Genomic DNA, 24,287 nt, shown 5'->3' on the forward strand with positions numbered 1-24,287 from the left:
GGTATTCTAACCGAGCAAAGTAAAGAATTAATCCCTAAAAATTAAAATTCAGAGATATATTTAAACATTCCTTGTTTTCATGTAAGATAACTTTATAGATAAAAACTTCGGAACGTATCAAATTACATAGAAAGCTTGAGGAAAACATAAATTATGGATTTTGAAAAAAGCCTTGAGAAAAGATGGAGTAATCAACCAAACATAGGTTTAACAGCGTATTTAAAGAAAATGAAGGGTGAAGCTAGATCAAAAGATAATATTGATTATATTGATTCGTTTATTTCAGCTATAGGTGGGCTCATTACAATTATCATTATTAGTTTCATAGCTGTCTATTTAGGATATCCTATGGCATTAGCTCCGCTTGGGGCCAGCTGTGTAATTGTTTTTGGTGCCCATAATAGTCTCTTGTCCCAACCTCGTAATGTTATTGGAGGACATATAATCTCGACAACTTCAGCACTTATTATTTGGAGCATATTTGGCAAGAGCCTATTCATTATCGGTCTAGTGTTAGCTATAGTATTAATTATAATGACCCTTACAAAAACTGTACATCCTCCCGCAGCAGCAAGTGCCCTTGTGGCTGTCAATTCTCAAGCTGGGTGGGGATTCCTTCTATCGATTGTAATAGGTACCATATTATTAGTTTTAATATCGATGATTTATAATAACTTATTTCAAACTAGACAATATCCAAAACACTGGTTATGAGAAACTAATATGGTCTGTATTATTTAGATGATTAGAAATATATAATTATATATAAATCGGGAAGTGAGGGTGTATTTTGGCAAGGAGTTTCCGAAAGGACCTGTCTTGGGGAAAATACAACTGGAAGTTATAAAAAACTTAAAAACATTGATTATACTTAAATTAAATAAAAAAAAATCCGACCAATATAGGTCGGATTTTTTTTACTATTAGCAGAAGCCGCCATATCCATGATGGGCATGTGGGATTATCCGTTAACTTCGTAGTTAGCCGAAAAATGGTAATATTTATACAGATGGTAAATGATTCCAGAGTGCATGGAAGTTCCAATTATTGTATGGTAAAGTCTAGAAGAAGTAAAGGAGAGAGGTTTTTATTAAAAAATTATTAAATATTGGGATGGTAGTAACTCTTGTCTTTGGACTGTTTTTTGCGATTGCACCCATGAATAAAGCATATGCCCTGTCCTATGATAATACAAATCCTTATTCGACAGGCTGTGCGAATAAAAGTCCAATCACCTATGAAACAGAATATATCTACAAAAACGGTGTGAAAATTGGATATGTACAGCTAAAAGGAAGTGCGTATTGTCATACGGCTTGGGGATACTTAAAGTTTTATTCGGCTGCTCCGTACGATTATTATGCAAATGTTTGGGTTGATAGTTTTAATGGCACGACTAAGAGAGCATATACAAGTTGTGCTAGTTCCGGTGGAAACGGTTGGATAATGAAAGGTCAGACGTCCTGTTATACTTCACAATTATGGAATTTAGATCCGTATAATGCTTTGGCCAAAGCAGGTATTTATTCTTCAACTGGGGCTCTAATTATTTCTGCGAACACCGGTCGTTAATTAGTAGGTTATATTAAGAAGAAATGCAATGAAACATATGGAGCAGGCGGAAACATGGGTCTCAGAATCAAATAGAAGTACGACGTCCGGCTCTAAAGCCTATATTTACGGTAATGGAGATACATTAAGCGACCAATGCTTATATGCGAATTAAAATACAGGAAGGAACTATTCTCCTTCCTTCATATGAAAAACGTGTCCACAAATAGGCACGTTTTTATTTTTTGCGATCACGAGTTGTATGGATGGTTGTAAATCCGGTTACTCCTTGCCGAGTAGTGTTGATGCGATCTTAGAATCCATAATCAATAATGGTGAAGACGGTATTGTTTCGTGTTGTTGTCAACGAAACAATACTTTTTTTGTTTTTTTTATTTAAAACTATTTTTTTATTGGAAAAATATTATCTGAATAATATTGACTATTTAGAAAATTCAATATAACATTAAATATTGGTAACGATGTTTTTTATATAAAACATAAAGTTGCTGCTATTTATTTTGTAAGGGGAGTTGGATAAGTTTAATAGTATACGAGGCATTATCTTATCACTAATAATGAAAGCGCATTCAAAAGTATTGAAAGGGGGTTATAACATGTTACAAGTTTTGTTGACTATAAAAACAGAGTGTTAAAACCAAAACACTTATCTTTTTTATAACTTACATTGACAATAAAGCGATTACATTTTAGAATTGTTTATATAGAAAAACACTGTTTTATATGTAAAACGATAGCGGTTTATGAGGCTGATTTTATTGAGGAAATTTAAAGTGGCAAAAGAAACCTTTTAGAATAAGGAATTTGTAGCTCGCTTACAAGACCGTACACTTGATTCTGTAAAAAGGTTTTATAGAGTTGCCTTTGCCAAAAACAAATAAGGGGGACTGATTGCATGCCTTATGTACAAGTTGAAGATTTAAGTATTCATTATCAAATAGAAGGTAATGGAGAACCTTTAGTATTGTTGCATGGTATGAGTAATAATTCTCAGTCATGGATGGAACAAATTCATGATTTAAAGGAACATTTCACGGTAATTGCATGGGATGCTCCGGGTTATGGGAAAAGTTCAGATCCGGCAGAAGAATTTAGAAATTTTAAAGAGTTTGCGCGTATTCTGAACGGCATGCTTGATCAGCTAAAGTTGGAAAAAATCCATCTGCTCGGCCATTCAATGGGAGCAGCAATTGCGATAGAGTTCTGTAGCCTGTACCCTAATAAGATTAATAAACTTATATTAGCCGATTCGACAAGAGGGGCTGCTGCCCTAACCCCAGAAGAAAACGAGATGAAATTGAAAAATCGATTATTTTCAATTGAAAACCTTTCACCTGGGGAGATAGCGGAAAAAAGGATACAAGCATTGCTATCTTCCTATGCATCCGAAAAAGTCCATAAGCGCGTAAAAGAGATTATGACACAGGTAAGGCCGGCAGGATATCGTTCGGTAGCATATTCACTTTATCATCTAAATCAAATGAATTTGTTATCTCATATAGATGTTCCTGTTCTTATTATTTGTGGTGAGTTGGATACTGTAACTCCTATAAAGGAGTCGGAAGCAATTCATGAAAAATTAATGAACTCCCAGCTAGTTATAATTCCAGAAGGCGGTCATCTGTGTTATCAAGAAAATCCAGAGAAGTTTAACTCAAGCATTCTAGAATTTATGAACAAAAGTGAATAAGGAAAAAAGCTAAGCTTAGATTAAAGAGGGGAATGATAGTGAAAATGGCTAAATTTACAATCGTGGATAAAGAAACTTGTATTGCTTGCGGAGCATGTGGTGCTACAGCTCCGGAGATTTATGATTACGATGATGAAGGTATAGCGTTTGTTATATTGGATAATAATGATGGGGCAGCAATCATACCTGATGAACTCGAGGAGGATATGCTGGATGCTTCAGAAGGATGTCCGACCGAATCTATTAAAATAGCTCAAGTGTCCTTTGATGGTAATCCTAATAAATTTGAATAACATTTCTAGATAAGATGGTTGCAATTAATTATAGATTTATAGATTTTTTTAACTATGGAGATAACATCTCTAGTTTGGTTTAAAGGGTGGAAATTCAACATTTATTATTTTTTGGAACGGGGAAATGGAAGGGTTACTTGTACAGGTCTATCCCTTAATGGGTCTAATTTCAGTATGATCAACCAACAACATGAAGAACAAGGAGTGATTAATTTGACAGAAGAAAAGAAGGTTTATGACATAACAATTATTGGCGGCGGCCCAGTTGGCTTGTTTACGGCGTTTTATGGGGGAATGAGGCAAGCAAAGGTGAAAATCATTGAGAGTCTTCCTCAATTGGGAGGACAGCTCACGGCTCTTTACCCCGAAAAGTTCATTTATGATATAGCTGGATTTCCAAAAGTAAGGGCTCAGGAATTGATAGATAATTTAAAAGAACAAATGAAAGTATTCGAACCAACAATTTGTCTTGAAGAAACAGTTGAACAGATGGAAAAGCAAGCTGATGGAACATTTAAGATCACTACGAACCTCGATACTCATTTCTCTAAATCAGTAATTATTACTGCTGGGAATGGAGCTTTTCAGCCCCGTAAACTAGAATTGGAAGATTCAACACAGTTCGAAAATAAGAATTTGCATTATTTCGTGAATGATATGAACCAATTTAAAGGAAGAAAAGTTGCGATTCTAGGCGGTGGAGATTCTGCAGTTGATTGGGCCCTTATGTTAGAGCCCATTGCTGAAAAAGTAACATTGATACACAGAAGAGATAAATTTCGTGCCCATGAACATAGTGTAGAACAATTAGTGAATTCCTCTGTTGAGGTCAAGACACCATATATTCCCTCCGAACTGGTAGGGTCGGATCAGATTACTCAAATTGTTTTGGAACACGCAAAGACTCAACAAAAAGAAGTGGTGGAGGTAGATGATTTAATTATTAATTACGGTTTTGTCTCTTCTCTTGGCGCGATTAAAGAATGGGGTCTAAACATCAATAAAAATGCAATTATCGTCAATTCCAAACAAGAAACGAATATTTCAGGCATTTATGCAGCCGGGGATATTTGTACGTATGATGGAAAGGTTAAATTGATAGCTTCTGGATTTGGTGAAGGTCCTACGGCTGTCAATAATGCTAAAGCCTACATTGATCCCAAAGCGAAAGTTCAGCCGATGCATAGTACTTCCTTATTTAATTAACCTGAAAGGGAATTTAAAGATTTAATAAATTTAATATAGGAAGGTACTAATTGGGAACAGCTTATATAAATAATAATCAGTCCAATTGCCTTCATTATAGGTCCTGCTTACATAAACGCTACGTCAAGACGAATATTACATTCAAAGCTACACATTCAAAAATAAAAGTCGAATTTCTTCAAAGATAGGAATTCGACTTTTAGGTCGTTTAAGTAAGGTCCCCCATAGCGATTCTTCACAATATGTTTCTTCGTAAGTAAAAAATAGTATTGAATAGGTTATTAATAGAAAATAACTAGATGTTCCTATCTAACGAAATCCCTACTTGTTCTGCCACGACTTAGGGTGGGTCAGCTATCGTAGGATTCCACTACCCCTACGATAGCTGATCCAAAGAATTTAGGAATAACCTCTTTATTTAATCCTTAATTTTTTCCTGCGTTTATATTCACATCTCCTTTTAATTCTTCAATGACAAATTCCAGAGAAGGGCTGCGAAAAGCAGAAGCCCCTTTACTCTTTAAGATCGTCGAAAATAGAAATAATTGCTTACAAATTATTCAAACCAAATCAGGTTTCCATCTTTAAAATCCATTTCAGTTTCAGATTCACACAATTGTTTAAAGTTCATTAATATGCTCTTCAATGAGTTTATCCGGTTAATTAAATTTTTCCATGTGATGATGATAAATGGGTTCTTCGGCCAACAATTGCGATGTCGGGAATATCCTTTGTAATTTAATCGAAATTTTTTTCAGACATCAGTTCAGAAAAATAATCACACAATATTTATCGAATTGTGCAATTAGGCACATTTCCCGTGCATTTGATTATTGCAGACATTCTGTTTTTATTTAAAATTATACACAAATGTGCGATATCGCATCAATATGTAATTTTTATTGGGCATCAAATGTAACTACCTACGGCAAAATAGAAGAGTAAAAAAATGAAAGAAGGGATATTAAATGTCAAATTCAATAGAACCTACTCCAGCACAGAAAATGATCGGAGATATTGCTCCCAAGCTTGTACAATTAAACGATGATGTTTTGTTTGGGGATATATGGGAGCGTGGGGAACTTTCTCCCCGTGACCGTAGTTTAATTACCGTATCTACTTTAATAACCGGTGGAAATACACAACAACTAGGATTTCACTTAAACAAAGCAAAGGAAAACGGTCTTTCTGAAGAAGAACTTATTGAAGTCATTACCCATCTTGCTTTTTATGCTGGCTGGCCAAAAGCGATGTCTGCAATCATGGTTGCTAAGGAATTGTTTTCGAAAGAAAAATAGCAATGAAATTTTAAAAGTCATTTATTTAAGAAAGGATGTTAATTAATATGGCTAATATTCAAGGTAAAGTTGTCATTATTACGGGAATTTCGTTGATTGATCTTCACCTAGCACCAACTTTGCCCCTTTAGTTGCAAGTTCTTTGGCAGTAGTTTCTCCAATCCCACTGTATGGTTTTGTGGCTTTGCATGAACAAATGGACGTACTGGCTTCGTATGCACTTAATGAGTTTGGGAAAATCGATGTATTAGTGAATAATGCAGGAGTGATGCCACAATCATTCCTTTTTAAGAAGAAAATCGATGAATGGAATATGATGATCAATGTGGACATCAAAGGCGTACTTTATGGCATTGCAGTTGTTCTGGCTACAATGAGGGAACAGAAATCCGGTCACATCATTAATGATGAGTTTGCCCCACTTTAATTTTTGGGGCAAACATAGACATTTAATACTTTATTTGTTTTAAAAAAATGATTGGGAGGGGTTACTTTGAATTATCCCACTGTCGGGAAAACTGGCATTCAAGTCACGAATTTATGTTTTGGTACGATGTCTTTGGGCGGAAACGCTGAGGAAGAAACATCCAAAGCCATGTTTAAGCGATGTCGGGAAGTTGGCATTAACTTTTTTGATATGGCAAACGTAAATAGCTTGGGCGTTCTGAACAAATACTGGGGGAATGATGGCCGATTGTAGGGGCGAGATGTACTCGCAACAAATTTTTTTATCCGGCGTCATGCTTGAAGTTCGAAATAGCTTAAACGCTTAAAAACGGATTGCATTGACTTTCGCTTTGTGCATATGTTCGACGAAAATATTCCTATGGAAGAAAAACATCGTCCACTTGATGACCTTAAAAAGCACAAGGGGAAATTCTCTATCCTGGGGTAATCAATTGGGTTGCTTAGCAAATTATAAAGGCATTAGGGATTTCTACAAAAGGACACTTTGCCCGTTTTGAAGTAATACAACCTATGTTTTACTTGGTTAAACGTCAAACTGAGGTCGGAATTTCACCTCTGCCCGCTTCCGAACAGGTTGGAGTATCCTCTAGCTATAGCCCTTTAGGAGCTGGACTTCTTAAAAGGTAACATGGGGATAAACGAACATAGCAAAGACGGTTAGTGGTAGATAAACGATATTCTGATCGCTATTTGGATGAAATGAATATCGCTGTAGCTGACCGATTTAATGGGTATGCTGCAGAACATGGCATTGACACCTAAACATTTGTGGTTGTCTGGGTTATGTCGGAGCCTGCAATAACAGCACCCATTATCGGGTCAAGAAATTTATAACAACTCGAGTCTTTCCTTGCTGCTTTTGATGTGGACATTACCCTGGAATGGCGGAATGAAATATCTTCATTATCTATTACTCCTGCACCTGCAACGGACCTAGGAGAAATGCTAGTCCCGATGTGGACATAAATCTACCAATAGATGATTCTTTGCTCCTGCCGAGAATTTCCCGCACCGCCTTGAATCGGATCCGCAACGGACGGGTCATTCAGCATTCCCGCTATGATTTTTCTTCGGTAACCAGAATGATTGCGTACCCGATATCGGTCGGAACTGCAGGTTTCATATTGGCAAGTGGCATGCCATTTTCAGCATTGCGATGGATACCTATTACGGATTCGAGTCACTGTGAGGCGACGTGATTCCGATAAATGGGTATCCTGTCTCCTCATTCAAATGTTCCTTTTATCAACGGAACACCTTTTTCTACCATAACTTTTCCTCTCGCCACTACAGTGGCGATTGATAATGTTTCCTTTTGCAACAATACGATATCAGCATCCTTCCCGATTTGAATACTGCCCTTGTTTGAAAGCTTCAGCACTTGTGCGGGATTCGTGGTGATGACCTTCAGTGCCGTTTCAAGAGGGATGCCTTCTTCTAAAACAGAATCACGGACTTCGTGATATAAGGATGATACTTTTCCTACTTGAAGGCCAGCATATTCTCCATGAATGTTGAAAAAGGGAAGGCTTGCTTGCCCGTCTGAAGAGAAAGTGATGTGTCCGACTGGAATCCCTTCTTCAAGCATGATGCGTAAGGCCATGCTGCACTTCACTTCGCCATCTTCTAAAAACTGAGGAATGGTGCTTGTAGTGAAGTCTACGTATCCGCCTCGTTTCGCGTAATCAATTCCAGCCCTGAATAATTTTTCATTTCGGTTAATATGTGTCGGATGGAGCTGCCGTATGGGAATGTTGGTGTTATCTGCGACTTCATGTAACAATGAAAGCTCTCCATTTCCATCCCCTACATGAACTTCCAATATACCGGCTTTTCCTGATAGAATCCCGCCGTTGCGTGCCGCTGTGGCGATTTTTATAATTTCTTCGAATGTGGGTTCTGATGATCTATGGTCGGAGATGGCAATCTCCCCGACACCGATAATTTTGTCGATTAGAATAATGTCGTCTTCGATTTTTCCGGTCAATGTTTTAACGGGTACTTGATAGGAGCCTGTATGAATGAAACAGGAAATACCTTCCTCTTCAAGGGCCCGCGCCTTGGCAAGGAGGCTTTCCATTCTACGTGTAGTTCCGTCCGTACCAAGTAAGCCGACCAGCGTAGTAATTCCTGAAGTTGTAATATCCGTGAGCATCAGCTCGGGGGTGCGGGTTTTGAATCCGCCCTCGCCGCCTCCGCCAATAATATGAACATGTGAATCTATAAAGCCCGGAACAATCAAAAGATTAGTCGCATCGATGATTTGAATAGGAGCAAAGTTGTCAGGAATCTCGATTCTATCATCTATGAATGCGATTTTATCATCTGTAATTAATATGTCTTTCCGTCCTAAGTAATTGGGTGAGTATATCTCGCCATTTTTGATTAAAGTAAGCAATGCGTTTCTCCTCCTGTAAATAAGTCGTGATCTATATCAGAATGGACCATATCCGATGAAGTGAGCTGTGATGACAGCTATTAATCCGATGAGATATTGAATGAGCACCAGCGGCAGAATCCACTTAGCCCATTTTGTCCAAGGAATGCCTGCGATTGCCAAGCCCGCCATCAAGGTGGTAGCGGTCGGAAAAATCATATTTCCAATTCCGTCCGCAAAAGAGAAAGACAGCACTGCAGTTTGGCGTGTAATATCCAATAAGTCTGCAAGCGGCACCATAATTGGCATGGTCAGCATCGCATGACCGGTGCCTGACGCTAAAATGAAATGGATAATGGTTTGGAAGCTATACATGCCGGCAACGCTTAAATAGGCCGGAATATGCTGGATGGATTCAGCTACTTGATGCAACATGGGGTCAACGATATGTCCTTCATTCAATACGACAAGAATGGCGCGTGATACGCCGATTATCAGAGCGCCGCCGAGCAAGGCTGCAGATCCATTGGTAAAGGAGTTGACAATGTGATCTGCAGACAGTTTCCCGATGATTCCAATAACGATTGTCAATACAATGAATAAGGCAGCTATTTCTGTCATGTACCATTGGAACTTGATGACTCCAAACGCCAAGACGATATAGTTAATTAAAAAGGCGCCTAAGATGAACTTGTGTCTGGCTGTTAACTTTGCACTTGATTGCAGCAGTTTTTTCGCTTCTTCTTTTGTATATTTTCCGTATATTCCTATAGAAGGATTTTTCTTTACCTTCATTGCATGACGATAGATATAAAGAACAGAAACAATATAGACGATGAAAAATAAAATAAGGCGCAACCCTATGCCCGAGAACATCGGCAATTCTGCAATTCCTTGCGCAAGTCCTACTGTGAATGGATTCATGATGGCAGTCGTAAACCCTGACAATGCCCCCACTATGACGATGGCGGTTCCTGTAATTGTATCGAATCCCAGGGCCAACGCCAACGGAATGATAAGAGGAAGATATGCAAGTGTTTCTTCCGCCATCCCCATTAAGGAGCCACCTACTGCGAAAAACAGCATCACGACAGGAATCAATAGCTTTTCACGCGTCGCCAACTTACGAGCCATTGTAGCGATAAGCACATCAACCGTTCCTGTTGCTCTTAAAACACCAAAAAATCCTCCGATAATCAATAAGAAAAAGATAATATTTCCGGCTTCCACCATTCCGGTGTGAATAGCTTTTATCATATCGAACATTCCGACCGGTGCAGAGTCTATCCATTTAAAAGAACTGGCATCTACAGTTGTCCTTCCATCAGCTTCGATCCGTGCATATTCCCCGGCAGGCAAAATGTAGGTGAATAGAGTTGCTATTGCGAGAATGCAGAGCAGCAATACAAAAACATTGATTTTTCTCTCTTTTTTTCCCGCTGTTCCAAGCGAAACAACCTTCTCTTCTATTTGGCTCATCAGTGTCTCTCCTTTGTCTTTAAAATAAATGCATGGAATTAAGACGCTTACAAAATATTCCCGGCCTATGGGCTATCATCAGTTTCCTAGTATTATGCTGTCCCCTCCTTATCCATAGGCACTTCAATCCTTTATATATGCAAATCTTGTGCCATTAAGGGGGGAATGATATTTACGGAAACTTAATTGTCGGAATTAGAGTATAAGGACTTTATTGGTCCTTTTTGGTGATATAATAGAACCAATTTAAAGACAGGTTGGTGTTTTTATGTCAGGGTCCTCACTTACACTAATAGCGGGAAGCACAAAAACAAAGGAAGTCTTGCAGGAACAGCTGGAACTATTGCTTGGAGACTATGTTCATGTCAAAAGCCATGCTGCAGATGAGGGTTTACCGCATTCTCTGGAAGATGAAATCATCTTGTATTCATCAGATGCCGCTTATGTTAATAAAAAGGGTATGTATAGCGTAAATGCCGGGAAAATAATTGTGGGAAAAAGAACGGTTAACCATGAGTACATTGACAAACTTTTAAGAATACCAGATGGTTCATCAGTTCTTCTGGTGAATGATGATGATGATGCAACTATAAATCTTATTGAATCCTTATATCAGCTTGGTGTCGATCATATTCAATTTATCCCTTTTCGGAAGGGTATATTGTTTTATGAGGATGTCCAAATTGCCGTTTCACCAGGAGAAACACATCTGTGTCCACCTTACATAAAAGAAGTAATCGATATAGGCGTGCGTCTTTTCGATATAACAACAATTCTGGAAGTAGTAGAAAGTTGTGGTTTGCACAAGGATATATCCTCGAAGATTTCAGAAAGGTATATTAGCAATATCATAGAATTACAACGTAAGCTCGTATATGCAGAGCGGGATGCCAAGCAAATGAGCGAACACATCCAAAATGTGTTGGGAACAGTCGATGATGGAATCTTGGTCGTTAACGGAGAAGGACTGATTTCAGTATTCAATAACCAGCTTGCGGCATTGTTCCATGTTGAGGCACAAGAGGTGGTTAATAAGTATCTAGAGCAAGTAATGAATCGCCGGGATATTACCCAATTCATCATGGAAGGTAATGATGAAAGCAAGTTCTTCGAAATAGACAGCGTGGATGTCGTAATTTTCCGATTGCAAATGATCAAAGAACATACAATCGTCGCAACCTTCAAAAGTGTACATCAAGCCTTAGAAATAGAAAAGACAGCACAAAGAGAAATGCGAAATAAAGGATTCTATACGAAATACTGCTTTGATGATATTATCGGCGAGGATGAAGTAATGAAAAAGCGTAAACAAATTGCCAAGAAGCTTGCCTTATCGGAGCATCCGATTTTGATTCAGGGCGAGACAGGTACAGGAAAAGAACTGTTTGCTCATGCCATTCATGAGCATTCCTTGCGAAAAAACGGGCCGTTTCTGGCTGTGAACTGTAGCGCATTAACAGAAACGCTACTTGAAAGCGAATTGTTTGGCTACGAAGAAGGGGCATTTACAGGAGCACAAAAGGGAGGCAAGAAAGGACTGTTTGAAATGGCGGATAATGGGACCATTTTTTTAGATGAAATTGGCGACATAAGTCTCACCGTTCAATCCCATCTGCTTCGAGTTCTGCAGGAGGGCGAAATTCGCAGGATTGGCGGAAAAAGAATCATTCCCATTAATGTTAGAGTGATTACCGCAACAAATAAAGATCTTCAAGGAAAGATGCGGGACGGTTCATTCAGAACAGACTTGTTTTACCGGCTAAATGTACTCAATCTGAACATTCCCTCACTCAAAGAAAGAAGAGCGGATATTCCGCTTTTGATAAAGCATCTCATCACAAAAAGCGGGAAGTGGGTAAAGGTGGAGCAAGAAGTTCTGGAGTATTTCATGCAATATGAATGGCCCGGCAACATACGAGAACTGAAAAGCACAATTGATTACATGCTGACTGTCTGTGAGGGAAATGTCGTGACGAAAAGTGACCTTCCGTTCATTCACGGGCTTACGGGAAACAGTGTGCCTTCTGAATATCCCGCATGTGAAAGTATGCTGGAAATGCAGGAGCGTGCTTTCATCCTGGAAGTAATCAAGCAATGCAACGAAAAAGGAAAAGCGGCAAGTAGAGAACTGATTTCAAGTAACAGTCAAGATTCCGACATTTTCTTGTCCCCTCAGCAGATCCGACGCCGCTTAAATATTTTAGAAAGCGAAGGGTTTGTCATCAAAGGCAGAGGACGGGCCGGTACGAAAATCACCGTTGCCGGAATAGAGTATTTATATTTTCTTAAGTCAGAGCATGGGATGCATTGATATTCTTAGGCACTACCAATAGGGGTGGTCTGAATATTTGAACGTTTTGAAAATGATATTACTTAGCGGAGTATAGAAGAAAAATTAGTATAGCCCAATTTCTCAGCGTCATAAACGAGAAATTGGGCTTTTTTTACTTCATAATGCGTAAAATCTTTACTTTTGATCTTCTCACTCTGAGTTGTTTCGCAGCTATTTTAGCAAAATATATCGTTAAAAGCATGTTCATTTTTTAATGTTTTCAAAATATGCTTAGTCAGCATTGATGCATCCGTGTTTTTCCAAACTGCGGAAATGGAACTGGATAATTCAGAGTTATCGATGTTCAAGGCTTTAACTTTGCTTTTTCCCAACAAGCTCACCATATCTTCAGGCATGAGAGCAACGCCTAAGTTATTGGATATAAGATTGGCGATCGTCAGTAATTCGGATCCTTTACATAATTCCTTAGGTGAAAATCCAGCAGTCAGACAAGCTTTTTCCAAAAGGAATTGAAGGGAGTGTGCTTGAACGGCATCATAATGGATAAAAGGTTCGTCTTTTGCTTCGTATAAGTGTATAGAATCCTTCTGGGCTAGTGGATGATCAATGGAAACAACCAATTGTAAAGGAAATCTCAGGAATTCAATCATGCTTAATCCTTCATTTGCAATGATGTTATTGTTTATCGGCGTTCGGATGAATCCGATATGATAATTTTGTTGGTTTACGAGTTTCACAGCTCTTGAGGATGTTGTTTCATGCACGTAAAATTCTGTTTCCGGGTATTCCTCCACTACCTTTTTCAATAACTTCGGGATATATATGCTAGCTGCAGAGGGGACGGTAGCAATCTTCATTTTAGGCTTGGGGATGGTTTTATTTTCAACTATGTAATTCACTGTTTTCTCGATATCTTCAAAGGAAGGAGCAAGTTTTTTATAGATGTACTCTCCTTCTTCCGTCAAAGTGATTTTTCTTGTCGTTCGATTTAATAGTTTAAAGCCTAATTGTTTTTCGAGGGATGAAATCTGTTGGCTAAGTCCGGGCTGGGAGATATGCAGGGTTTTGGAAGCCTCACTGAAACTAAGATGGTTAGAAACCTCTATGAAATAGCGGAGGGACAGGAAATTCAAACAATCACCCACTTCAGTTTGATTTGAAAATACTCTGTTAAAATAGCTGGTAAAAGGAAGGGTGGACTTCTAATATTCCCTCTCAAACAATACCTGAATATAATGATTGAATGCTAGAAAAATGCAAGGAAGGTCATTTTATAATATAGACTTATAAGTTTATAACAATAATATATTTCTAAAATGGAAGAGTCAATATTATCCTTAAAGAAAGGAATAATAAGTAAAAAAAGGTAAAATACTCCCATTAAATAACTGGATTTCCTTGGTTTTAATAGGCTTTTTTACACATATATACTGATTTTTTTGATTTCGATAAAACTTTTTAATCGATTACTAGTGCTTTTGATTACGGTGTCTAATTTTGTAAAAAAAGGGAAAGTGAGGTGGTCGGTAGAATAATAACACTATCATCTTTTGCAGATGATGAAAACACATGAGGGGGAGTTTTATGAAAAAATTTCATAAGTGTTTTTTATTAATGATGATTTTGACGGTCACCGGTATTATCACGGCTTGCAAAGACAGTAATGAAGGTGTCTCCGGCAGCGGTAACCAAAACTTGAGTCTGTTGACTGGTGGAACGGGAGGTACATACTATCCACTCGGAGGACAAATTGGAAAAATCATTTCCGATAAAACAAAAGCGAATATAACACCTCAGACATCCGGTGCCTCGGCTGAAAATATGGAAACTTTAAGAGTTGGAGAAGCTGAAATCGCTTTTTCGCAAACGGATATTGCCGCATACGCACTTGAAGGAAAAGAAATGTTTGACGGGAAACCCATAGACAATATACAAGCGATCAGTTCTTTATATCCTGAAACGGTTCAAATTGTAACGACAGCAAAAAGTGGCATTAAATCAATTGAGGATTTAAAGGGTAAAAAGGTATCAGTAGGTGCACCGGGTTCAGGTGCATACATCAATGCTATGCAAATACTGGAAATCCATGGGTTGTCTGAGAAAGATATTAAAGGACAAAATCTATCTTTCGATGAGTCGGCGGAAGGAATCCAAGCAGGAAATATTGATGCAGCTTTCATTACGGCCGGAACACCAACTGGTGCAGTTGAGGCGCTGTCCGTACAAAATGATATTATTATCCTGCCTATTGCAGAGGACAAAATTCAAGCTTTGGTTAAAAAGTATCCATACTATGCTGAAGATTCAATTCCAAGTGGTACGTACAAAATCAAATCCGAGGTAAAAACAGTTGCTGTTAAAGCGATGTTAGTGGTTACAAAGGATCTGGATGAAGATTTAGTTTATGAAATGACAAAAGCTGTTTATGACAACACAGATCAAATCACACATGCAAAAGGCGAATTCATTACAGCAGAAACTGCACTTGAAGGGTTAGGGGATATGGAAGTTCATCCTGGCGCAGCAAAATACTTTAAAGAAAAAGGTGTTTCCAAGTAAGGCAATTTGGTCGGTAGCTCGCTTTTTGTGGCCTATCGGCTTCATTTTTTTCTGAATGGGATTTCTGATTTTGAAAGGGGTATCTATGAAATTCAAGAAATTCATGGCGTTTGGTATACCTCTGATCATCGCTTTTCTATTATTTTTTCCGTATAAACATGTCATTGCATTTTCCTACCAGGACCAAGGGGAATTAGTCGCGTACTTACCATTGAAAAGCGAAAAAAATTTCCAAATTAAGTATACACACTCCATCCACCTCACGGATGTTTTGGAATCATATCGTTTATCGGATAAGCAAATCGAACAAACCGAACTTGCTTATAATGATTTTGCAGTCGGTATGCCTTCCAATGCCGAGGGGGAGGAAGTATTCGAAGAGAAAGACGGGACCTACTTCATAAAAAATATGAAACGCAATTTTACCTATATAGATTTACGGGTAGGACAAGTCAGGGCTAACCATCGATTGGTATATGATGAAAAAACATATGCATTGGCAGACTTTATTAAACCAGGAACATGGGTCAGGATTTCATCGGAAAGCATTTCATTATGGGAACAGTTGAAGGGAGTGAAGATTAGTGGCCGATAAAGAAAAAACGAAATATTTAACCGAAGCAGAGCAACAGGAATTATTGGAAAAATATGATCCTGAAGCCGGGACTAGGAAATTAACTGGTGTCTTGGGCCACATTGCGTTTTTTGGACTTTTAGCTTTTTCGTTATTCCAATTATATACTGCTATTTTTGGTGTTTTTACAGCACAAATCCAACGGACGATACATTTAGGGTTTGCACTCTCCCTGATTTTTTTACTATTTCCTGCAAACCGTAAGAAGCGTCAAAAAGGAAAGTTTCAAATTGCCTGGTACGATGTCATTTTAGCGATCCTTAGTATCGGGGTGGGTGCCTATTGGCCATTATTTTTCGAGGATATCGTCATGAATGTCGGACGTTTGGGAGCTTTGGATTTTGCAGTTGGTTTAATGGCCATTCTGTTGGTTTTAGAGGCAACGAGGCGTGCAGTAGGGCTTCCGATAATGGTCATCGCAATTTTATTCGTTTTCTATGGGATTTTTGGACAGTATATGCCGGGCTTCCTCGCCCATCGCGGTTTAACTCTGGAACGTTTGGTACAAACGATGTTCTTCTCGACAGAGGGCATTTTGGGTACGCCGTTAGCGGTGTCATCGACATTCATCTTCCTATTTTTATTGTTCGGTTCCTTTCTTGTCCGAACGGGTGTCGGTCAATACTTCAATGATCTTTCAACGGCTATTGCCGGTAGAAGGATAGGGGGACCCGCAAAGGTTGCGATTTTTTCCAGTGCTCTGCAAGGAACGATCAGCGGGAGCTCTGTAGCTAATGTTGTCACTTCAGGTGCATTTACGATACCAATGATGAAAAATCTCGGATATAAGAAGGAATTCGCTGGGGCAGTGGAAGCAGCGGCTTCGACAGGCGGTCAATTAATGCCTCCGATAATGGGGGCAGCGGCATTTTTAATGGTCGAGTTCATCGGGAACGGGATAACGTATTGGGATATAGCAAAGGCGGCTGCGATTCCAGCTATCCTTTACTTTTCAGGAATTTGGATCATGACTCATTTTGAAGCGAAACGACTGGGATTGCGTGGATTAACGAAGGAAGAAATGCCAAGTAAAAAGGAAGTGTTCGGCAAATTTTATTTATTAATTCCGATCATCGCCATTATCATCTTGCTCATGCTGAATATCACGGTTACACATGCAGCCTTGTATTCCATCCTTATTTCGGTTCTCGTAGGATTCATAAACAAGGATGTCCGCATGAAATTCATCGATATCATTTATGCATTGGTGGATGGAGCTCGGACAGCACTTGCGGTTGCAGCAGCTACCGCAGCAGCCGGCATTATTGTAGGAATCGTTACGAAAACAGGGTTAGGGCTGAAGTTGGCTAATGGTTTAATCGATTTGTCTGGTGGATATTTGATTCCAACACTAATGCTAACGATGGTAGCAGCACTTATTTTGGGAATGGGTTCACCTACGACCGCCAATTATGTAATCACATCGACGATTGCAGCACCTGCAATAATTTTGCTTGGTGTTCCTGATTTATCAGCCCATTTATTCGTCTTCTATTTTGGCATTATAGCAGATATAACTCCTCCAGTTGCTTTAGCGGCATTTGCAGCGGCGGGTGTGGCAGGCGGTGAACCGATAAAAACGGGGATTGAGTCATCGAAACTTGCCATTGCTGCATTTATCATTCCATATATTTTTGTTCTCTCCCCACAAATGCTGATGATCGATACAACTTGGATGGAGGTTGTCTGGGTCGTTCTTACAGCAATGTCCGGCATGATTGCAATTGGTGCGGGTGTTATAGGTTACTGGATGAGGGGGATGCACTGGTTGGAAAGAGTCCTCGCCATAATCGTTGGTTTACTATTAATCTATCCTGAAACGATATCGGACATCGTTGGGGTATCGGCTTTTATCGTATTATTGGCTTTACAATATCTTTGGAAGAGTGACCATCACGACAGCTCCAAAATCTTGGGAAATAACCAAAGCATAGAGAAAAATTAGTCTACCGAATATCGATCCCGAAGTAAAGGGTAGAGCTGAACCATTTGGGGGGTGATTTTTTGAAGTGAAACATCATTGAGAACGCAACGCCCAATGGGAATGTGCAGACTGCTTTTATATCGAGACAACCAGCATATTCCTACTATAGACATCTGCTCGTATATCCACTTGCCTTATGATAAAATCCTAATCTGTTTTATTTTGAAAGGAGACTAATTCATGAAATTTTTAAAAAGTTTTATTTTAGTTACTTTCAGTTTCTTTTGTATGATCACACCAGCTTTTGCAAGTGTCCCTGGAGTGGATGAGTCAATGGGAAGGGGAGCAACAAAAGGAATCGTATCAGTTTCCCATCCGTTAGCAGCTGAAGCGGGTATAAAGATACTAAAACAAGGTGGAAATGCAGTCGATGCAGCAGCTGCCATTCAATTATCGTTAAATGTAGTTGAGCCAATGATGTCTGGAATCGGCGGCGGTGGTTTTATCATGATTTATAATAAAAAGGAAAATAAAATAACGATGATCGATAGTCGCGAAATGGCACCGCAAAATGTTACGCCTGAACTTTTTTTAGATGAAAAAGGAAAACCTATTCCTTTTAGTAAACGACACACATCCGGGAAAGCGGTTGCTGTTCCTGGAACCCTAAAAGGGATGGAAACGGCTCTTGAGAAATATGGAACATTGAAATTATCTCAAGTTATGGACCCGGCCATTAGACAAGCTGAAAAAGGGGTAAAGGTCAATTGGGCAACAGCTCAATATATCGGTGAAAATGTAAAAAAACTTGAAAATAACCAAGCGGCTGCAAAAGTTTTTGTACCAAATGGAAAACCATTGGAAGAGGGAGATACCCTCGTTCAGCCGAATCTGGCAAAGACTCTTAAGTTAATAAAAAAACAAGGTTCTAACGTTTTTTATAAAGGTGAAATCGGGGAAGCCCTTACGAAAGAAGTTCAAAAACGTGAAGGAACGATGACAACCGAGGATTTGGAAAACTATGTGGTGAAAGAGAGAGAGCCAATTAGATCGGAATATAGGGGATTTGAAGTGGTGGGGGCAGCTTCACCAAGTTCAGGCAGCTTGACTGTCCAACAAATCCTGGAGCTAATGGAAGGATTCGATGTACAAAAGATGGGGGCGAACTCCCCTGAGTATCTTCATTATCTAACTGAAGCCATGCATCTAGCATTTGCCGATCGCGCTGCCTATATGGCAGATGAAGATTTTTATGATGTACCAACAAAAGGACTATTGAATGAAGATTATATAAAAGAAAGAAGAAAACTAATTAATCCAAATAGATCAACAGCAGATGTCAAAGCAGGTGATCCATGGAAGTATGAGGGCAAAGAACCCACTTCAATGGAGAAGGTAAAAGAAGAGAAAACCCCAATCGGACAAACGACTCACTTTTCTGTAATGGATAAGTGGGGAAATATGGTTGCTTATACGACTACAATCGAGCAAGTGTTCGGATCAGGTATCATGGTACCTGATTATGGATTCATGCTTAATAATGAAATGACCGATTTTGATGCCACACCGGGTGGAGTTAACCAGGTGGAACCAAGAAAAAGACCGAGAAGCAGTATGTCCCCGACCTTCGTATTAAAAGATGGTAATCCCTTCATGGCCATTGGTTCACCAGGCGGGGCGACGATAATCGCATCGGTATCTGAAACGATTATGAATGTGCTTGATCATCAAATGCGTATTCAAGATGCGATATATGCTCCACGTATTTATTCTGCTGGTTATCCGACAGTTAGATGGGAACCGGGAATTGAACAAAATACAAGGTTAGAGTTAATGGCAAAAGGCCATGTTTATGAAGAAAAACCCCAACATATCGGAAATGTGCAAGCTGTTATTTTTGATTTTGAAAAGGGGAAAATGTATGGAGGAGCCGATAATACGAGAGAAGGAACGGTTCAAGGAGTGTATAATGTTTCCCATAAATCGAAACAGCCAAAAGAAATAAAAGAAGAAAAGAAAGGACCGTTTACCTTAAAAGTGAATGGAGCCGTTTATCCTTATACAGCTGAACAAATGAAACTGATAGATGAAAAACCCTATATCCAATCAGACAAATTGCTACTTGGTTTGGGTGTAATTGGATCAGGGGACTTAGAAACATTTAAACCAGATAAAAAATCGTATCTACCGGTGTTAAGAGTAGCGAAATCCCTAGGATATAAAGCAAAATGGAACGAAAAAGACAAAGAGGCACTATTGGAAAAAGATCCGGCGGATATTGAAGATCCAGACGATGATGGTAGTGTCACCAATTAATTTCTTTTCTTGAGGGAGCCAAGCCTGCTCCAAGAATAAAATCGAATTCTGTATGACTCAAAAAATGGAAAACTCCTGGATTCTCTATGAAAAGAGAATTCAGGGGTTATTTATAGTTCATGGCGTTTCTTTTATCAAATCTGATCATTTCAAAAGTGGATGGCCGCTTAAATTGGATTTTGTCTGTTCAATTGCCAATTTTGCTAAATTCTTTATCGTTACATCGTCCATCGGAGGATTGTGTAAACCAGCTCTTACATCCCTATAGTGCCTTTGTAGTGGATTATTTCGTTGAAGACTTTTTGCACCGACTATTCGCATGGCTTTATCGACAATTGTAATGGCTGCGTTTGTAACAATATGTTTTGCAGCCCCCAGCTCATTTGTGAAATGAATTCTTCGTGATTCATCATCATAAGCCTCGGCAACGCTATATAAGAAATGCCTGGCTTTCATTAATTCCAAATCAATTTCTCCTAGCAGTTGTTGGACATTAGCCAGTTGGCTGATAGGTGCATTTATACTGTTTGGAGAATAGTTATTGGCAAAGTGTATGGCGTAATCCCTTGCAGCTTGCGCAATGCCAAGGTAACAGGCTGGAATATGAAGGATCCACGCATTGAATCTGTTTCCACTTGGCATTTCAGGTAACTCAACAAGTTTTGAATCATCCACTTCAACATCTTTAAGAACCAAATCATGACTTCCTGTCCCCCTCATTGAAATTACGTCCCATGTTTCATCTATGTAGAGCCCATCCAAATCTTTATGCAGGAGAAAAAATCCAACCTTTTGCCTTTCCTCGATCCATGCTGAAACTAGGAAATAAGTTAAAACTGGGGACATGGTTGTATAGGTTTTACGTCCGGAAATAACCCAGTAATCTCCCTTTTTGACTGCCTTCGTTCCGGGGCGTCCCCCGCGAGTCGGACTGCCAGTTTGCGCTTCACTAACGGAACGGTTCACTAAAGCGCCATTTAGAACTTCCCCAGCAATAAAATCTAAGTTCGTTTTTGACCAACTTTCCTGTTCAAAAAGGTCTCCTATCACTCCAAGGTTCCAACCAATGGATAGCGCAGTCGCTGAATCAAAACTAGCCAATGTTTCTTGAAGGAGAATCATGTCATAAACTTTTAACCCTCCGCCACCATAGGATTTGGGAAGAGTTGAACTTGTATATCCCATACGAATTAAATCTTGAATATGTTCTTTCGGAAAAAAGGCCAATTCATCAATTTGAGCAGAATTATTTTTGAATTTTGATTCTACTTCATATAATTTTTTCAGCCAGGCTTTTTGACTCTCCGTCTTAATGAATAGGTTAATCACACGGTTCCCTCCTTCTATTACCTTCTGTTTTTGTTTTAATTCCTATTAATCTTATTGGTTTAAATAATAATTAAGGTGTGTTTAGTTGTCAAGGAAATTAAGGATTTGCAGATAAACTACAACTCTTTTAATAAAACAGGTGTGTGCAGTTGCTTGAAAATTTTAAATATACACATTGACTTTACAAAAGTATCCATCTATTATGTTTATAACCAAATGACTTACTTAACCTACCGAAATAGTTGGTATTGAGTAGAGAAGGTGATGTATGTATTTCATTTGAATTTCAGGAAATACAAATGCAAGTAAAAAAAACTTCGTAAAACGAAAGGGGATACACTATGAAAAATAAAAAAATTCGCCATGTTTTAACTATCGGTTTAGCGTTGGTAACCATATTAGCGGGGTGCGGATCAGGTACATCAACGAGTAATGAAGCCGATGCAAATTCAGGTAGCACTTCAGGTGTCCGAAAGGTAAAAGTAGCCTATGACCAAGCGTCAAAACCTATGTCTTGGCTGGATGAGAATGGAAATCCAACTGGATATGATGTGGAAGTTATGAAATTGGTTGATGAATTACTACCGGCATACGAATTCGAATATATTGGCACATCAAGCGATGACCTGTTAGTAGGCATTGAACAAGGTAAATATCAAGTGGGGGTTAAAAATGCTTTCTGGACAGAGGAAAGGACTGAGAAGTTCATCTTTCCTAAAGAATTCCTTGGATTAAGCAGTGCGGGCCTTGTTTTAAAGAAAGAAAATTCAAAGATCAAAAATCTCAAGGACTTTGCTTCAGCGGGCTTCTCCTTAGCACCAATCGCAGCAAACAACGCTCAATACACGATCGTTGATGAGTATAATCAGGCGAATCCGGACAATAAGGTGAAATTGAAAGCCGGAGATGCATTCACTGTAGATGTAATTCAATGGGTAAATGAAGGCCGTGTCGACGGTGGAATAGCGATCGAGGGAGCTTTTAAGAAGCAAGTGGCCGACGATGGCCCCTATCATAATTTAGTGGATGATCTAGTTTACAATGAATTTGCAGTCATTAAAACCTGGCCATTATTCAACAAAAAAGAACAAAAATTCGCAGATGCTTATGATGAAGCGATTAAAAAAATTAAAGACGAAAAGAAGACGAATGAGTTAAGCAAAAAGTTTTATGGCCGGGATTTATTCGAAGTTTTGGGAACTGTAGAGAGATAACGAAGCCCTTAGCAAAACAAGCATTAGAATGTCAATCAATGTTATGACTTGTCATTTGCTTAATATGGGTTTTCTTGGATAACTCTTGGTATTTTAAGAGATGGCAAGTTTCTAGGTACTGGCCTTCAAAAGAATGATTGGATTTGAAAATTCGAATCTTCAATGAAAGCAGATGGAGGTGAAACATGGAAAAATACTTTGATTTAGCTTACATAGTAGAGTCGGTACCAATGTTAGTTCCTTTTCTAAAAGTAACATTAATCGTTACGGGTCTATCGGTCTTGTTCGGGACAATCATAGGTTTCATCTTAGCAGTCATGAAACTTGGAAATAGTAAAATCGCCAGGAAAATTGCCTATGGATATACAACGGTACTGAGATGTACGCCCTCTATAGTTCTGCTTTTTTTGACTTATTATGGTATCCCTGCAATTGCAGGGAATTTTGGTATAAATCTTAATGATATTGATAAAGCAGTATTTGTAGTCATAACCTTTTCGCTTCAATTTGCGGCTGCAATGTCAGAAGTGATCAGAACATCGCTTGAATCTATTGATAGAGGGCAATTTGAAGCGGCAGTAAGCGTTGGATTAAGCAATACGCAAGCTTACCGGAGAATTATTTTACCCCAGGCTTTCGTAGTCGCATTACCAAACTTCGGTAACAGCTTACTTGAATTAATGAAAGAAGGGTCTTTAGCATATACAATCGGCTTGATAGATATCATGGGGAAGGCAGAGCTTATAATCGCCGGGAACTATAACACACATGCATTAGAAATTTATCTTGCATTGGCGGTTATTTACTGGACATTGTCGATTGCCATTGAACAACTGTTCTTAAAATTGGAAAAGGCATTCAGTAAAGGAAAACAAGTGATAACAACTGCATAGAGGGGTGACAGAATGTCAGAAGGTCTGGATTATAGGTTTTTAGTGGAAACCTTTTTTGTAGCGTTATCGGGGGTGCCGACCGCATTATTCATTACAATTGTTGCTTTGATTATTGCCTTGCCATTAGGGTTTTTACTTGCTTTATCAAGAATAAATCAAATCCCGGTATTGAATCGCTTAGCACAGATATACGTTTCATTTGTCAGAGGAACGCCCGTCATTATCCAAATTTTCATTATATATAGCAGTGTGCCATTAATGCTGACTTCGATATTTGAAATGTATGCTGTCGAAATGAATGTATACGATGTAAATCCGATATGGTACGCATTCATTGTTTTCTCGTTGAATACGACAGCTATTCTCACAGAGGTGTTTCGTTCAGCAATCAGCACAGTGAGCAAGGGGCAGCTTGAAGCTTCGTATGCTGTCGGATTAACAACTGTGCAAGCATTTAGAAGAATTATCATTCCACAGACATTGGTAGTGGCATTACCGAATATATGTACAGCAACAGTCAATCTGATTAAAGCGACATCATTAGGCTATGCTTTGTCATTGCAGGAAATCACTTTAAAAGCCAAGGTAGCTGCCAATGTTGGCTACAATTATGTTGAAGCATATATTGATATCTTTCTTGTTTACCTAATTTTATGTAGTTTGGTGGAATACTTGTTTAAAAGGTATGAAAAACGAGTAAGCAGGTTTAAAGCCGTGAGTATCTGAAATGAGGAGGTGTGGC

General features: G+C 38.9%; 20 protein-coding genes and 1 pseudogene. 17 read left to right on the top strand and 4 right to left on the bottom strand.

Features of this window, described 5'->3' with window-relative positions; all coding sequences use genetic code 11:
• The first annotated feature begins 153 nt into the window (after positions 1 to 153).
• From ABIE66_RS11415 to ABIE66_RS11455, 9 genes and pseudogenes are all read left to right on the top strand, one after another.
• Positions 154 to 714 carry an HPP family protein gene (locus ABIE66_RS11415; protein ID WP_289335564.1) on the top strand — a complete coding sequence of 187 codons (561 nt, stop codon included), beginning with the start codon at positions 154 to 156 and terminating at the stop codon, positions 712 to 714.
• A 399-nt stretch (positions 715 to 1,113) separates the two neighbouring features.
• Positions 1,114 to 1,572: a DUF2690 domain-containing protein gene (locus tag ABIE66_RS11420; RefSeq protein WP_370014747.1), complete on the top strand. Its 459-nt coding sequence runs from the start codon at positions 1,114 to 1,116 to the stop codon at positions 1,570 to 1,572.
• An 895-nt stretch (positions 1,573 to 2,467) separates the two neighbouring features.
• Positions 2,468 to 3,262, top strand: a complete 795-nt coding sequence (locus ABIE66_RS11425; protein WP_370014748.1) for an alpha/beta fold hydrolase — start codon at positions 2,468 to 2,470, stop codon at positions 3,260 to 3,262.
• A 44-nt stretch (positions 3,263 to 3,306) separates the two neighbouring features.
• Positions 3,307 to 3,555 carry a ferredoxin gene (locus tag ABIE66_RS11430; RefSeq protein WP_289324780.1) on the top strand — a complete coding sequence of 83 codons (249 nt, stop codon included), beginning with the start codon at positions 3,307 to 3,309 and terminating at the stop codon, positions 3,553 to 3,555.
• Between the two features lie 213 nt (positions 3,556 to 3,768).
• Positions 3,769 to 4,761 (top strand): NAD(P)/FAD-dependent oxidoreductase, encoded by a 993-nt coding sequence (locus ABIE66_RS11435; RefSeq protein WP_370014750.1) that lies wholly within the window; start codon positions 3,769 to 3,771, stop codon positions 4,759 to 4,761.
• A gap of 968 nt (positions 4,762 to 5,729) precedes the next feature.
• A complete protein-coding gene (locus ABIE66_RS11440) occupies positions 5,730 to 6,059 on the top strand; it encodes a carboxymuconolactone decarboxylase family protein (protein ID WP_370014751.1) in 330 nt (109 codons plus the stop codon).
• A gap of 178 nt (positions 6,060 to 6,237) precedes the next feature.
• Positions 6,238 to 6,465, top strand: a pseudogene (locus tag ABIE66_RS11445) (SDR family oxidoreductase); the annotation flags it as partial.
• A gap of 87 nt (positions 6,466 to 6,552) precedes the next feature.
• Entirely contained in the window at positions 6,553 to 6,759 is a 207-nt protein-coding gene (locus ABIE66_RS11450) for an aldo/keto reductase (RefSeq protein WP_370014752.1), read from the top strand.
• Positions 6,760 to 7,483: 724 nt separating this feature from the next.
• Complete coding sequence (locus tag ABIE66_RS11455; RefSeq protein WP_370014753.1) at positions 7,484 to 7,726, top strand: hypothetical protein; 243 nt, start codon at positions 7,484 to 7,486, stop codon at positions 7,724 to 7,726.
• A 26-nt stretch (positions 7,727 to 7,752) separates the two neighbouring features.
• Here ABIE66_RS11455 and iadA read toward each other — a convergent pair whose 3' ends face one another.
• Both iadA and ABIE66_RS11465 read right to left on the bottom strand, forming a co-directional pair.
• The gene (iadA, locus tag ABIE66_RS11460) at positions 7,753 to 8,925 is read right to left on the bottom strand and encodes a beta-aspartyl-peptidase (RefSeq protein WP_370014754.1); all 1,173 of its coding nucleotides are present in this window, start codon (positions 8,923 to 8,925) and stop codon (positions 7,753 to 7,755) included.
• A 36-nt stretch (positions 8,926 to 8,961) separates the two neighbouring features.
• A complete protein-coding gene (locus tag ABIE66_RS11465; protein WP_289324784.1) occupies positions 8,962 to 10,383 on the bottom strand; it encodes a YfcC family protein in 1,422 nt (473 codons plus the stop codon).
• A gap of 268 nt (positions 10,384 to 10,651) precedes the next feature.
• On the opposite strand from ABIE66_RS11465, the gene ABIE66_RS11470 reads away from it, so the two are divergent.
• Positions 10,652 to 12,694, top strand: a complete 2,043-nt coding sequence (locus ABIE66_RS11470; RefSeq protein WP_370014755.1) for a sigma-54 interaction domain-containing protein — start codon at positions 10,652 to 10,654, stop codon at positions 12,692 to 12,694.
• A 197-nt stretch (positions 12,695 to 12,891) separates the two neighbouring features.
• Here the strand turns inward: ABIE66_RS11470 and ABIE66_RS11475 are convergent, their stop codons facing one another.
• Positions 12,892 to 13,809 (bottom strand): LysR family transcriptional regulator, encoded by a 918-nt coding sequence (locus tag ABIE66_RS11475; RefSeq protein WP_370014756.1) that lies wholly within the window; start codon positions 13,807 to 13,809, stop codon positions 12,892 to 12,894.
• A 451-nt stretch (positions 13,810 to 14,260) separates the two neighbouring features.
• Between ABIE66_RS11475 and ABIE66_RS11480 the strand changes: the two genes are divergently transcribed.
• The 4 genes from ABIE66_RS11480 (at position 14,261) to ggt (ending at position 20,109) form a co-directional block, all read left to right on the top strand.
• Entirely contained in the window at positions 14,261 to 15,235 is a 975-nt protein-coding gene (locus ABIE66_RS11480) for a TAXI family TRAP transporter solute-binding subunit (protein ID WP_370014757.1), read from the top strand.
• Positions 15,236 to 15,320: 85 nt separating this feature from the next.
• Positions 15,321 to 15,830, top strand: coding sequence for a DUF1850 domain-containing protein (locus ABIE66_RS11485; RefSeq protein WP_370014759.1), 510 nt, complete (start codon positions 15,321 to 15,323; stop codon positions 15,828 to 15,830).
• Entirely contained in the window at positions 15,820 to 17,814 is a 1,995-nt protein-coding gene (locus ABIE66_RS11490) for a TRAP transporter permease (RefSeq protein WP_370014760.1), read from the top strand. Before ABIE66_RS11485 ends, ABIE66_RS11490 begins: the two co-directional genes overlap by 11 nt.
• Before the next feature lie 219 nt (positions 17,815 to 18,033).
• The gene (gene ggt / locus ABIE66_RS11495) at positions 18,034 to 20,109 is read left to right on the top strand and encodes a gamma-glutamyltransferase (protein WP_370014761.1); all 2,076 of its coding nucleotides are present in this window, start codon (positions 18,034 to 18,036) and stop codon (positions 20,107 to 20,109) included.
• 144 nt (positions 20,110 to 20,253) lie between these two features.
• Here ggt and ABIE66_RS11500 read toward each other — a convergent pair whose 3' ends face one another.
• Positions 20,254 to 21,438, bottom strand: a complete 1,185-nt coding sequence (locus ABIE66_RS11500) for an acyl-CoA dehydrogenase family protein (protein ID WP_370014762.1) — start codon at positions 21,436 to 21,438, stop codon at positions 20,254 to 20,256.
• 341 nt (positions 21,439 to 21,779) lie between these two features.
• Here ABIE66_RS11500 and ABIE66_RS11505 point away from each other — a divergent pair, with 341 nt between their 5' ends.
• The 3 genes from ABIE66_RS11505 to ABIE66_RS11515 all read left to right on the top strand — a co-directional run bounded on the left by ABIE66_RS11505 (position 21,780) and on the right by ABIE66_RS11515 (position 24,271).
• A complete protein-coding gene (locus tag ABIE66_RS11505) occupies positions 21,780 to 22,652 on the top strand; it encodes a transporter substrate-binding domain-containing protein (protein WP_370014763.1) in 873 nt (290 codons plus the stop codon).
• A 185-nt stretch (positions 22,653 to 22,837) separates the two neighbouring features.
• Positions 22,838 to 23,545 carry an amino acid ABC transporter permease gene (locus ABIE66_RS11510; RefSeq protein WP_289316676.1) on the top strand — a complete coding sequence of 236 codons (708 nt, stop codon included), beginning with the start codon at positions 22,838 to 22,840 and terminating at the stop codon, positions 23,543 to 23,545.
• 12 nt (positions 23,546 to 23,557) lie between these two features.
• Complete coding sequence (locus tag ABIE66_RS11515) at positions 23,558 to 24,271, top strand: amino acid ABC transporter permease (protein WP_370014764.1); 714 nt, start codon at positions 23,558 to 23,560, stop codon at positions 24,269 to 24,271.
• The last annotated feature ends 16 nt before the right edge of the window (positions 24,272 to 24,287 follow it).

Origin of the sequence: Peribacillus sp. B2I2 (assembly GCF_041261685.1) — a bacterium.
Classification (GTDB): Bacteria; Bacillota; Bacilli; order Bacillales; family DSM-1321; genus Peribacillus.